We start from the raw sequence: 12,653 nt of genomic DNA, 5'->3' as shown, positions 1-12,653 counted from the left end.
TTATGTGAATTTGTCTGATCTTATATTATTTTTGTTTGATGGGATATTGACAAAATGTTTCATGAATAGTAAAATTTAAGAATGAAAATGTTTAAGGATATTAAAAATGATGAAAAAAATAATATCGCTGTTTATATCAATCGTACTTTGTATTTGCAGTATGTTCGCGCTTTGCAGTTGCGGTTTGCTTGAAACCAATTCTGACGCGGCGAAAGAGAATTTGGAAAAACTTATAGACTGTTTGGACAAAAACGACCACAGCGGCGTTAAGGCTTTGTTCGCTTCCAACAAAATAGCCGATATACAAAACTTCGACGAGGACGTTTCTGCATTATTAAATCTTTACAAAGGAAGCTTTGTTTCGCATAATTTTGATATGCCCGGTGCAACCTTTGACGATGTAGACAACAATGTAAAAAAGAAATGGTTTATAATCGGCGCAGATATTACTACAAGCCAAGAAAAATACCACGCTATTATGTATTGGTGCGATATGGATACTTCCGATAAAGGCAACGTCGGGATTTGGTCGCTATTTATATTCAACGTAAAAGACAATCCGCTTAAAGATTATTCGTTTTACGGTGATAGCGATTGGGACGATGATAATAGAAAAGGAATTTACATTGTTAAGCCCTATAAATACATAGACATGACAATGAACATTTTACAAAGCGGTAGCGTCGAAAACGTTAAAACGCTATTTGCCCCGAAAGTGATAAATGATAATACCGCGTTCGACGAAAACGTTGAAAACTTCTTTTCGTATTATTCGGCGGAATATACGGCGTGTACCGAAATCGCTACGGATACGGATATTCAAACCGACGCCGATGGGAATATGACGAAAAGATTTCGTATGTTTTCTTATTCGATCGACACCGCCGACGGTAAGTATAGCATAGCTGTTCGGTATTGCGATAAAGACACCGAAAACAGTGAAAACGTAGGGTTACATTCGGTATATATTCGACAAGGCGAAAACTCAGCCGACCATCCGTATTGGGGCGACGGTTTATGGAGCGAAGGAATCAGCGTCGATTTAGCTCATTAAAAATTAATGACAGTCGGTTTGTAGGACATATAACGCAACTAAATTACTCGGGCTCAAAGCGGAACAAATCACATACGCACATACCCGGCACTAAAAGTTTCTTTCCTTCTTTTCAAAGAAGTAGGGCTTGACAAGTTAAATAATTTATGTTATATTGTACAATATTATTATTGATAGGAGATCATACTCGTCCATCATGGACCCATCTCAAATAGGAATATTAGTAGTATTAATAGTTTTGGTTTTTCTTTCGGCGTTCTTCTCATCGGCGGAAACGGCGTTTACGAGCGTAAGCAGGGTAAGACTGCACACGCTAGAAGCTAACGGCGTAAAATGGGCGAAGCGCGTCGGGAACATGATAGACAGATACGATAAGCTGATCACCACGATACTTATCGGCAATAACATAGTGAACATAGTGGGCTCGTCGCTCGCTACCGTTTTGTTTGTCAGTATTCTCGGCGACGGCTCGACGGCGGTCACGCTGTCCACCGTGGTGATGACGCTTGCCGTTTTGATCTTCGGCGAGATAACCCCCAAAACGATCGCCAAGGAACACCCCGAAGGCTTTTGCCGTATGTTCTGCGGCGCGATATGGCTGCTCGAAATTATATTCTTTCCGCTCACGTGGATATTCTCGCAATGGCGCAAGCTTTTGCTTAAAGTGTTCAAGCTCAAAAAATCGCCCGGCATAACCGAGGACGAGCTTTTGACGTACGTGGAAACGGCGCAGAACGAGGGCGGTATCGACGCGCACGAGTCCGAGCTCATCCGCTCTGCTATCGAGTTCGAGGACCTCGACGTGGGCGACATCATGGTCCACCGCGTGGGCGTGGTCGCCGTGAGCGAGAGCGAAAGCATGGACGAGGTCGCCAAGAAATTCCGCGAGAACGGGTATTCGCGCATACCCGTGTACAGCGGCACTATCGACACCGTTATCGGTATCATCCACGAAAAAGACTTTCTTATCGCCACGCTCGACGGCGCGACCGATTTTAAGAGCTGTATCCAGAACACCGTTTGCCTGTCGGAGAACATGAAGATCTCGGCGGCGCTACGCATGATGCAAAAGGGCAAGATCCACATGGCGGTCGTCGTCGACGAGTACGGCGGCACGAGCGGTATCATTACCATGGAGGACATACTCGAAGAACTTGTCGGCGAAATCTACGACGAGCACGACGAGGTCGAAGAATTCATTAAAAAGACGGGCGACGGCGTGTTCGTCGTCAACGGCAACGCGCCGCTCCTAGACGCTTTCGAGTATATCGGCGCGGACGTCAGGGAGGAATTCGAGAGCGCGTCGGTCGGCGGCTGGGTCACTGAGCAAATGGAAAAGATCCCCGTAGCGGGCGAAAGCTTCGACTACGACAACCTGCATATAACCGTCACTCGCTCCACGCAAAAACGCGTCGCCGAGGTCAAGATCACGGTGAGCGAGAAAGAGGAAGATTAATATCAATTAGGAATTATAAAAAACGGTGGCTGTATCGAACGCAACGATACAGCCACCGTTTTAATTTGTAATTCCTCATTCACAATTCCTAATTATCTCAACAATATCATTCGGTGTCGGGGCGATAAAGTCAGCACCGGCGCTTTCTAATTCTTCTTCTGTGCCGTAGCCGTAAAGCACGCCTATCGATTTAATCCCGTACATATTCGCTCCGTCTATATCGTGGTGGCGATCGCCGACCATTACGGTTTTCGATATCGTTAAACGCTTTTCGGTGATAGCGTAGTCTATTACTTGGTACTTCTGTGTGCGCGAGCTGTCAAGGCTTGCCGCCGCTACGAAATTGAAATACTGACTGAGCTTGAACTTTTCGAGTATGCGCTTGGAAAAGACCTCGGGCTTGCTCGTAGCCACGATCAGTCGCTTGCCCATATCTTGAAGTTCGCTAAGCACTTCGGGTATGCCGTCGTACACGCGGTTTTCGAACAGCCCGCGGTCGGAATAGTATTCGCGGTACAGCCGTACGCCCTCGTTAGCCGCTTTCTCGTCGCCGTCTACAAGTTTGAGAAAACTCTCCTTGATGGGCGGACCTAAGCACCACCTGAGCGACTGCTTGTCGGGCAACGTGCGCCCGAGCTTTTTCATGGCGTACAGTATGGAATTTCCAACGCCGTCGAACGAGTCGGTCAGCGTTCCGTCGAGATCGAAAAGTATATAGTCGAACATAATATCTCCTGCTAATTTTTTATGATGAGATTGTTTCTTTCGGGATGGCACAGCGCGGAGTGCATACGCTCGAATGCGTCGGGCGTGACTGCGCACATATTATTTATAACAGACTTCATCGTTTCGCGCTGAGTAAAGCCGTTGGCAGGGCAGGGGTTGTGAATAACCGTTACGTTGTTCTCTTTGACGAACGCCGCAGTTTCTTTTTCGCGCACGTACAGCAGCGGGCGAATGAGCGTAATGCCGCTCTTGTCGAGATAGGACTTGGGTTGAAGCGTGCTCAGCCGCCCCTCGTACATCAGGCTCAATAAAAAAGTTTCTACCATGTCGTCGGCGTTGTGCCCGAGCGCGAGCACGTTGTAGCCCAATTCGTTAAGCTTGTTATCGAGCGCGCCGCGCCGCATTTTGGCGCACAGCGAGCAAGGGTTTTTCTCCTTGCGTTCTTCGAACACGATAGGCGCGATCTGCGTGCGCACTATATGTAACGGAACGTTCAGTTCTTCGCACATGGGTTCGAGCGGCGAGAAGTCCGATCCTGCGCCCGCGTCGATCACGACGGCGCACAGCTCGAACGGGTGCGGACTGAATCTGCGGTAGGACGCGAGCGCATAGAGCAGCGCAAGGCTGTCCTTGCCGCCCGACAGCCCGACGGCTATCCTGTCGCCGCTTGATATAAGTCTAAAGTCGGCGTCGCACCGCCTGACAAGCGATAAAAGCTTTTGTAGTTTCATGGATATATTGTAGCATTGATTTTGCAGTATTGGCAAGTATTTTTTGGGGATTCTTCGTGGGGCAAAGAGATGGAAGGCAATAATTTGCGAAAAGATGTTATTCGGGCGTAAAGCAAAATTAATACATACGCCCATACACGACACTAAAAGTTTCTTGCTTACTTCTTTTCAAAGAAGTAAGGAAACTACTTGACTTTTAATACCTAAATACATTATATTAATATAGAAATATATTTAACGATATTATTCAAATAACGTTCGAATAATATTCCATATCCGGAGGGAACAATGTTTTCTAAGAAGCCGCAAGTGATCAAGCTCGATCAAAGATTTTGCGAGGGCGACGTCAACGACAACGACGTGCTTTTTATACGTATTCGCGACGAAATAACCGACAAGAACGCGCGTATCGAGGTCCCGTTCACGCACAACGCAATTATCATCAAGGGCGGCGGCGACGCGCGCTATTACCCGAGCGGCAACTACGACGTGTTCGATAGTCGCGCCGAGGTCAAGAGCTGGAAAAGCGGGCTTTCGGTCGAGGTCGTGTATATCGCGAAGGACACCGCCGTACCCATTAAATGGGGCACGCCCAACCGCATTACGCTCCGCGACGCGGCGACGGGCAGAGCGATCACGGTCGGCGCGCGCGGCGAGTTCGAAGTTACGGTTTCCAATCCCGAGCTGTTCTTCCGCAAGATAGTGGGCGTTAAGCAGGAGTTCAACCGCAACGAGTTCAGCCGCAGGTTCAGCGAAACGGTCGCTACCGAGTTCGCCGAGGTGTTCACGCACGCGGTTGCCGATCTTCAACTTACGTACGACAAGTTCGTCGAGAACAAGAAGATGATAAGCTCGCGCATGGGCGAGATCCTAAGCCCGAAGTTCGAAAACCAGTACGGGCTCAAAGTAGTCGAGTTCAAGATTGCCGACTTCGATCTTCACGACGAGGACAAGCGCGCGATGGAGCAGGTACTCGACACGACTATCGCCGCCAAGGCAGCTCGCGAGGAAGCCGAGCGCTTGGACGACAAGAACTGGGAACGGCAAAAGTATTTGCGCGAAATGGAGCTGCGCGAAAAGACTGCGTACTACGACGCTATGAAAACTAACGGAACTGCGTTCAAGCCGCGCTGCCCGCACTGCGGCGGCGAGCACGACCCCATGGCGGTGTTCTGTCCCGCCTGCGGTAAACGCGTAAGCCGCGCGCCCATCACCTGCACTTCGTGCGGCAAGGTCAACGACGCGTCGGCGACCTTCTGCTCGGGCTGCGGTAAAAAGCTGTAAGCTAATTAGGAATTAAAAAGGATAGTATCATGTGTTTTTTCAAGAAAAAGAAATCGGCGGAAAAGACCGCCCTAGATCGAGAGCTCGTAGCGAGCAACAGCCGCGCGGTAGAAACGCTTATCGTTTTGTCAGAGGACGAAGCGCTTACGAACAGGTTCAACGAGCTTAAAGAAAAGCTTAAATACCTAATACCGTTCGAGGACGGCGACGTTAAAAGCTGCGATAAGCGCATAAGCAATATTATCGACGATTTGCGTATCGAGCTCAGCAAGACTAAGGGCGCGGTAAGTGAAAAGACCGACAAGCTCATTAAGGACATAGAGCTTGCGATCGCAGCGCGCAGAACCGAGGTATAGTTTATTCGTTTATAAAACGCCCGTGTCGAACGATACGGGTGTTTTTACCTGTTTTTAAAGAGATTTTTCCTTACGCTTAGAATGCTGGAAAGAATGGCGTAGAACAATTAATAACGAACAGAAATTACTCGGGTGTAACGAAGAACAAATCACTTTCGCACATACCCGACAGTAAAAGTTTCTTGCCTACTTCTTTTCAAAGTGGCGGAAAGCAATAAATAACGTAAGGGAATTAATCGGGTGTAACAAAGAACGAAATTTTTAATTTCATACACGACAGTAAAGTTTTCTTGCTTACTTCTTTTTCAAAAGAAGTAAGGGTAAAACAATTGATTTTATTTTATAAATGTAGTAAAATACAAAGGCGGCAGAAAACGCAAAAAGCCGCATTTGTAACGAGGATATTATGGACGTAAAGAAACAACTTGCCGAGGAATTCAGCCTCAAAGAGGAGCACTGCTCGAACATCGTCGACCTACTGGATCAGGGCGACACCGTTCCGTTCATCGCGCGCTACCGCAAGGAAATGCACGGCGCGACCGACGACCAAGTCATCCGCGAGCTCAGCGAGCGGTACGAGTACCTCAAAGGTCTGATCAAGCGCAAGGAAGAAATTCAGGCTTCTATCGAGTCGCAGGGCAAGTGGACCGACGAGCTCGCTAAGGCGCTCGACAACGCGAAAACGCTCACCGAGGCGGAAGATATCTACCGCCCGTACAAGCAGAAGAAAAAGACCCGTGCATCCGTCGCTATCGCGCGCGGGCTCGAACCGCTCGCTGATATCATCGAGGCGCAAGAGCTTACTAGCTACGACGAAGCCGAGCTTACCGCGCCGTATATCGACGCGGAAAAAGAAGTTCCCGACAGCAAAGCCGCTATCGACGGCGCGTGCGATATTATCGCCGAGCGCATTTCAGACGACGCGGCTATCCGCAAGGCACTGCGCGAGCAGGCGCTTAGTTCGGGTCGCATAACCGCCGTTCTCGACGAGAGCTGCAAGGACGACGAGAAGAAAAAGGTCTACGAGACCTACTTCAAGTTCGACGAAGCGGTCGCGACCGTGCCCAGCCACCGTGTTCTCGCGGTGACGCGCGGCGAGAAGGAAGAATGCCTTAAAGTCTCGGTAGTGGTCGACGAGGTAAAGGCGCTCGCGACCATATCCGCCGCAAAGAAAAAGGCTTCGGCGTTCGACGCGCTTATCGACCGCACGATCGAGGACAGCTACAAACGCCTTATCTCGCCGAGCATAGAGCGCGAGGTCCGCGCGGAGCTGTTCGATAGAGCGAGCGAGCAAGCGATCAAAACGTTCGAGCGCAATCTCAAACCGCTGTTGTTGCAGCCGCCGCTCAAAGGCAAGGTCATACTCGGGCTCGACCCCGCGTACCGCACGGGCTGCAAGATAGCCGTTATCGACGCGTCGGGCAAGTTTCTCGACAGCGCGGTCATCTATCCCACGCCGCCGCAGAACAAGACCGAACAGGCGAAAGCGACGCTTAAACAGCTCATTAATAAATATAACGTAGACTGCATTTCGATAGGCAACGGCACCGCTTCCAAAGAGAGCGAGATCTTCGTCGCCGAGCTCATAAAAGAGCTCGACCGTCCTGTGTCGTACGCCGTTGTGTCGGAGTCGGGTGCGTCCGTGTACAGTGGCAGCAAGCTCGGCGCGGAGGAGTTCCCCGAACTCGACCTTACTATCCGCAGCGCCATATCGATCGCGCGCAGGCTTCTCGATCCGCTCGCCGAGCTCATCAAGGTCGACGTGCGTTCGCTCGGCGTAGGACAGTACCAGCACGATATGCCGCAGAAGCGGTTGGTGTCGTCGCTCGAAGCGGCAGTCGAGGACTGCGTAAACAGCGTTGGCGTCGACCTTAACACCGCGTCGTACGCGCTGCTTGCGTACGTTTCGGGGCTTAATAGCGGCATTGCCAAGAACATAGTAGAGTACCGCTCGAACAGACCGTTCGGGTCGCGCAAACAATTATTGGAAGTTCCCAAGCTCGGCGCAAAAGCGTTCGAGCAGTGCGCGGGCTTCCTCAGGATAGCCGACGGCGATAACGTGTTGGATAACACCGCCGTCCACCCCGAGAGCTACGACGCAGCCAAAAAACTGATCGAAAAGTTCGGTTATACCGAAGCCGACGTCAAGGCGTGTAAGCTCGGCGACCTTCCGCAAAAGGTCAAGGACGCGGGCGAGGAGAACGTTGCCGCCGAGATCGGCGTGGGCGTGCCTACGCTCAACGATATCGTTACCGAGCTTATCAAGCCCGGCCGCGACGTGCGCGACGAACTGCCCCCGCCCATTCTCCGTTCTGATCTCATGGACATGAACGACCTCAAAGAAGGTATGCAGATAGTCGGCGTTGTGCGCAACGTTACCGACTTCGGCGCGTTCGTCGATATATCCGTGCACCAGGACGGCTTGCTGCACATTTCAGAGATTTCAGACAGCTATATCCGTCACCCGTCAGACGTTTTGAAGGTCGGCGACAAGGTCAACGTGTGGGTGCTGTCCGTCGATAACCAAAAGCACCGTATCGCGCTCACCATGCTCGATCCCGCAACCCGCGACAAGCGCAAGGCGGATCACGAAAAGCAAAAGCAGGAGCGTGCCGAAAAGAAAGCCGAGTGGCAGAAGAATAAAGCCGAGCGCGAGCAAAAGCACGCCGAGTATCTCAAACGCAAGGAAGAACGCGAAAAGCGTCAAGCCGAATACGAACAGCGCAAGGCGAACGGCGAAAAGTTCGACCGTCCGCGCCGCGACGGAGATCGGTTCCGTAACGACGGTGAGCGTCCGCCGCGCAGGGAGTTCGACCGCAACCGCCAGAGCGGTTATCGCGACCGCGATGACGAGCGCGCGCCTTCGACCGAGAATATGACGATGGAAGAAAAGCTCGCCGCGCTCATGGGCAAGTACGGCAAAAGATAACCTACTTCTTTGAAAAGAAGTAGGCAAGAAACTTTGGGTGTCGTGTGTTTTCTTAATATTTGATTATTGATTTCACCCGAATAAGAGCGGTGCGACAGGAAGGAAGTTGCCTTTTTGTAAAGCGGTAGGCAAGAAACTTTCGGTGTCGTGTGTTTTCTCAGCGATGAGTTATTGATTTCACCCGAATAAAAGTTTCGTTTTCAAATAATATATAGGTCAACAAAGCAACGTCGGTTTTTGGCGTTGCTTTTTGGTCTGTCGGGAGTAAATATGAACAGTTTATTCATACGAGGGATAAAACTACGGCGCGCGGAAGTGGAAAGCTTCGACAGGTATCCGTTTGATATTCCCGTGATTAAAGGTTTGACGGAGCTCCAATTCGAAAAGCCCGTCACGTTTATCGTCGGGGAAAACGGGTCGGGCAAGTCGACTGTTATCGAGGCGCTTGCGGTCGCTATGGGATTGAGCGCCGAGGGCGGTACGCGGAACATGATGTACGAAACGATCAATACCACTTCCAAGCTACATGATTATCTTACCGTATTAAAATCGGGCTTGCCGCCGAAGTGGAAGTATTTTCTTCGCGCCGAATCGTTCTATACCATGGCGAACGCGTTCGAGGGGTTCCGCGAGTCGTGGGAAATGCCGATACATTCACAGTCGCATGGGGAAGCGTTTAATAGACTGTTCGATAGTTTTGCGGGTAATGGGTTATACTTAATGGACGAGCCCGAGTCCGCGCTTTCGCCGAAAAATCAAATGCGGTTGTTGACGAGAATGCACGCGCTCGCTAAAAGCGGATCGCAGTTTATTATAGTAACGCACTCGCCGATACTTCTTTCTTACTATGACGGGGTGATATTAAACGCCGACGATAATCTTCGGCATATTGATTATAAGGACACCGAGATCTTCTCGATATACAGTCGCTTTTTGTCTTGTCCCGAAAAAATGCAGAGATATTTGTTTGACGATTGAATTCATTAAAAGAAGATTAAAAATACCCCGATATGGCGAAAAACGCTTGTACAATTCGCATAAAAGTGTTATACTAAATGATAAGCTACCCGTAGAATAGGCAATATAGCTATTGTACTGGGTTACGGCGTTAAATACAAAGCTTTCGGGTTTTCCCCGTTGCGGAGGATCGTTATTTGAAAACAAGTACCAAAGTTCTAATTGCGGTAATAAGCGTTATTCTTATCGGCGTTATAATCGGCGTGGTCGTGTACGCGTCCATGGGGCTTAAAGAGAAAACGTATACCGAGCTTGTTGCCGACATCAACAGCGGAAGCGTGGTCGAGATCTATCTCGAAAACGACACCGTGTACGTGCGCACCGACGACAGCGGCAAGTCGTTCAAGTACAAGGCGTATGCCAGGTTCGAGCTTGTGACCGACGCTATCGATAGGTACTACGAAGTAAAAGGCGAGGACGCGACCGAGATCATTCTGTCGTTCAATAACCGATACGCCACTTCCATTACCGAGTATATTATTCCCGCGCTCGGGCTGATTCTGCTCGTCGTGCTTATGATCTTCATGTTCAGGGCGATGAACAATTCCACGCGCTCGACCATGGACTTCGGCAAGACCAAGACCAATATGCAGAACCAGCTCAAAATTCGGTTCTCAGACGTAGCCGGCGCGGAAGAAGAAAAAGAGGAGCTCAAAGAAATCGTCGAGTTCCTTAAAAACCCGCAGAAGTTTACTTCGGTCGGCGCGCGCGTGCCGCACGGCGTGCTGCTCGTAGGCCCGCCCGGAACGGGTAAAACCTTGTTCGCAAAAGCCGTTGCAGGCGAGGCGAACGTGCCGTTCTTCTCCAAGTCGGGTTCGGACTTTGTCGAAATGTTCGTCGGCGTAGGCGCGTCGCGTGTGCGCGATCTTTTCGATCAAGCCAAAAAGAACAGCCCGTGCATTGTCTTTATCGACGAGATCGACGCGGTAGGGCGTCAGCGCGGCGCGGGCATGGGCGGCGGTAACGACGAGCGCGAACAAACGCTCAACCAGCTGCTTGTAGCTATGGACGGCTTCGAGTCCAACGAGCATATCATCGTCATGGCGGCGACCAACCGCAGCGACGTTCTCGACCCCGCGCTTATGCGACCCGGTCGATTCGACAGACAGATCTACGTCAATCTTCCCGATGTGCGCGGCAGGGAAGCGATATTCAAGGTCCATGCGCGCAATAAGCCGCTTGCGTCGGATATAGATTTCCAAACGCTCGCGCGTATCACCAGCGGATTCTCGGGCGCGGACATTGAGAATATGCTCAACGAGGCGGCTATCCTCTGTGCGCGCGACAACCGTACGCGTATCACGATGGAGGATATGTTCGAGGCGATCGACAAGGTGGAAATGGGACCGCAGAAGAAGTCGCGGCTCGTCACTCCCGTCGATCAACGCATTACCGCATACCACGAGGCGGGGCACGCTATCGTATCGCGCGTGGTCAAGGGCTGCGATCCCGTACACGAGGTCACGATCATTCCGCGCGGACAGGCGGCGGGCTATACCATGTATCGACCCGATAACGACAATAACCATATAGCGGTAAGCCAGCTTTTGGGTAGGCTTGCGAGCGTTATGGGCGGACGCGCCGCGGAAGAACTCGTTATAGAGGACTACACGGCGGGCGCGTGCGGGGATATTCAGCAGGCAACAAACATGGCGCGCAAGATGGTCACCGAGTGGGGTATGTCTGAAAAGATTGGACCTATCTACTACGGCGGAAGCCAAGAGGTGTTCCTCGGGCGTGATTACCAGACCCAGCATTCGTATTCCGAAAGCGTGGCTAACGCGATCGACGCCGAGGTCAAACGACTTATCGACGAGGGACACGCAAAAGCCGTCAAGGCGCTTACCGATAACCGCAAGATTTTGGATAACATGGCGCGCGTGCTTATAGAGTGCGAGACCATCTATACCGAGGAAGTCGATATGCTCATGAACGGCGCGTCGCCCGAGGAAGTCAAGGCCGCGCTCAATGAGCGACTGAGCTACAAGGCAGCGCACCGCGACGACATGGAAAAAGCGCCGATAAAGTCGCTGTCAGACTTCAATGCCGTGACCGAGCGCGAAACGTCCACAACGCCGACTGCGCCTGTGGTTACGCCGAGCGAGGTCAAGGCGGAAGAACCTAAGACCGAACAGCCGAAGCCTAGCGATACGGCGAGCGAGAGCGAAGCGCCTAAGTCGACCAAGAAGCCGATCAAGCGCGCGACGACCAAGAAGGACGAGCAGCCCAAGGACGGCGGCGAGGACGACAATAAGTAAATCATTCTATTCATCAATTTCTATCTGGACGGATAAAACGATATGGCTAAGAAAGACAAAAACAATGCGATCAAGAGCGACAGCGTTACCGTTGTCAAGTCGCATAGAAAAGCGAACATTGCGGTTTCGATCATCGGCGGGATTGCCGCACTCATTATCATTACGATAATCGTGCTCTGCGCGGTGCGCGTCGATCCGTTGAGCGGGCTCGGCGACCCGGTGCGGTATGATTTCTACGGGCTTTCGGCGGACGCCGATAGTCCCGAGTCGACTAACGATAAGGCGCAGACCAAGATTAAGGACGCAGTCGGCGAAATGGATTTCAGCGTTATGAGCGCGGTTCTGCAATGGAAGTGGGACTATACTTATAACTTTGTTAAGTCGACCGAGGGCGAGAAGATCAAGATGGACGCGCACGAGATCGAGGCGATATCGGCGACCGCCGACGCGTACATGATTGAGTTCGTTTATGCGCCTGCGGAGATAGTTGACGGCGAGGTTGTTACTTCGTCCGTGCAGTCGCTTAAAGTTGACGGCGAGGTGATTTATTTCGATCGCGTTAAGGTCGTGATCGAGAACACCGATCGCAGCGTTGGGGATATTTATCTTTATCCGTATATCTACGACCGTGTTATGAACGAGGCTGCCGATGACGGCGTTACGCACGAGAATTATTATATTACCGCCGTTAAGGTGCGCGGGAATACAACCGCAGCATACGCCGCGCTTACCGAGCTTGCGCAAGAAATTAAGAATGGATAGTTTTTGTTACTTCTTTGAAAAGAAGTAACCAAGAAACTTTTACGTTATAACAAAATGTATTAAGCCCAACATTACGGTTG

The 12,653-nt window shown here is 51.0% G+C and carries 10 protein-coding genes; 8 read left to right on the top strand and 2 right to left on the bottom strand.

Going from position 1 to position 12,653, the window contains the following annotated elements; all coding sequences use genetic code 11:
- Positions 1–106: 106 nt before the first annotated feature.
- Positions 107–1,054 carry a DUF5104 domain-containing protein gene (locus HDT28_00130; protein MBD5130994.1) on the top strand — a complete coding sequence of 316 codons (948 nt, stop codon included), beginning with the start codon at positions 107–109 and terminating at the stop codon, positions 1,052–1,054.
- A gap of 196 nt (positions 1,055–1,250) precedes the next feature.
- Positions 1,251–2,510, top strand: coding sequence for an HlyC/CorC family transporter (locus HDT28_00125; GenBank protein ID MBD5130993.1), 1,260 nt, complete (start codon positions 1,251–1,253; stop codon positions 2,508–2,510).
- 75 nt (positions 2,511–2,585) lie between these two features.
- On the opposite strand, the gene HDT28_00120 is transcribed toward HDT28_00125, so the two are convergent.
- Positions 2,586–3,236 carry an HAD family hydrolase gene (locus HDT28_00120; protein ID MBD5130992.1) on the bottom strand — a complete coding sequence of 217 codons (651 nt, stop codon included), beginning with the start codon at positions 3,234–3,236 and terminating at the stop codon, positions 2,586–2,588.
- An 11-nt stretch (positions 3,237–3,247) separates the two neighbouring features.
- The gene (locus HDT28_00115; GenBank protein MBD5130991.1) at positions 3,248–3,967 is read right to left on the bottom strand and encodes a tRNA 2-thiocytidine biosynthesis protein TtcA; all 720 of its coding nucleotides are present in this window, start codon (positions 3,965–3,967) and stop codon (positions 3,248–3,250) included.
- A gap of 288 nt (positions 3,968–4,255) precedes the next feature.
- Here HDT28_00115 and HDT28_00110 point away from each other — a divergent pair, with 288 nt between their 5' ends.
- From HDT28_00110 to HDT28_00085, 6 genes are all read left to right on the top strand, one after another.
- The gene (locus tag HDT28_00110; GenBank protein ID MBD5130990.1) at positions 4,256–5,251 is read left to right on the top strand and encodes an SPFH domain-containing protein; all 996 of its coding nucleotides are present in this window, start codon (positions 4,256–4,258) and stop codon (positions 5,249–5,251) included.
- 29 nt (positions 5,252–5,280) lie between these two features.
- Complete coding sequence (locus HDT28_00105; protein MBD5130989.1) at positions 5,281–5,607, top strand: hypothetical protein; 327 nt, start codon at positions 5,281–5,283, stop codon at positions 5,605–5,607.
- Positions 5,608–6,010: 403 nt separating this feature from the next.
- A complete protein-coding gene (locus tag HDT28_00100; protein ID MBD5130988.1) occupies positions 6,011–8,536 on the top strand; it encodes a S1 RNA-binding domain-containing protein in 2,526 nt (841 codons plus the stop codon).
- Between the two features lie 270 nt (positions 8,537–8,806).
- Positions 8,807–9,514 carry an AAA family ATPase gene (locus tag HDT28_00095; GenBank protein MBD5130987.1) on the top strand — a complete coding sequence of 236 codons (708 nt, stop codon included), beginning with the start codon at positions 8,807–8,809 and terminating at the stop codon, positions 9,512–9,514.
- A gap of 260 nt (positions 9,515–9,774) precedes the next feature.
- The gene (gene hflB / locus HDT28_00090) at positions 9,775–11,811 is read left to right on the top strand and encodes an ATP-dependent zinc metalloprotease FtsH (GenBank protein ID MBD5130986.1); all 2,037 of its coding nucleotides are present in this window, start codon (positions 9,775–9,777) and stop codon (positions 11,809–11,811) included.
- A gap of 42 nt (positions 11,812–11,853) precedes the next feature.
- Positions 11,854–12,573 carry a hypothetical protein gene (locus HDT28_00085; GenBank protein MBD5130985.1) on the top strand — a complete coding sequence of 240 codons (720 nt, stop codon included), beginning with the start codon at positions 11,854–11,856 and terminating at the stop codon, positions 12,571–12,573.
- Positions 12,574–12,653 lie beyond the last annotated feature (80 nt).

Source organism: Clostridiales bacterium (assembly GCA_014799665.1).
GTDB lineage: Bacteria > Bacillota > Clostridia > Christensenellales > Pumilibacteraceae > Anaerocaecibacter.
This window is presented reverse-complemented; position numbering and strand designations above follow the sequence as displayed.

What these genes read in the sequence shown, in the direction of transcription:
- HDT28_00130 (MBD5130994.1), top strand. Translation starts at nt 107, where the DNA reads ATGATGAAAAAAATAATATCGCTGTTTATATCAATCGTACTTTGTATT.
- HDT28_00095 (MBD5130987.1), top strand. Translation starts at nt 8,807, where the DNA reads ATGAACAGTTTATTCATACGAGGGATAAAACTACGGCGCGCGGAAGTG.
- HDT28_00110 (MBD5130990.1), top strand. Translation starts at nt 4,256, where the DNA reads ATGTTTTCTAAGAAGCCGCAAGTGATCAAGCTCGATCAAAGATTTTGC.
- hflB (MBD5130986.1), top strand. Translation starts at nt 9,775, where the DNA reads ATGGGGCTTAAAGAGAAAACGTATACCGAGCTTGTTGCCGACATCAAC.
- HDT28_00085 (MBD5130985.1), top strand. Translation starts at nt 11,854, where the DNA reads ATGGCTAAGAAAGACAAAAACAATGCGATCAAGAGCGACAGCGTTACC.
- HDT28_00125 (MBD5130993.1), top strand. Translation starts at nt 1,251, where the DNA reads ATGGACCCATCTCAAATAGGAATATTAGTAGTATTAATAGTTTTGGTT.
- HDT28_00105 (MBD5130989.1), top strand. Translation starts at nt 5,281, where the DNA reads ATGTGTTTTTTCAAGAAAAAGAAATCGGCGGAAAAGACCGCCCTAGAT.
- HDT28_00120 (MBD5130992.1), bottom strand. Translation starts at nt 3,236, where the DNA reads ATGTTCGACTATATACTTTTCGATCTCGACGGAACGCTGACCGACTCG.
- HDT28_00115 (MBD5130991.1), bottom strand. Translation starts at nt 3,967, where the DNA reads ATGAAACTACAAAAGCTTTTATCGCTTGTCAGGCGGTGCGACGCCGAC.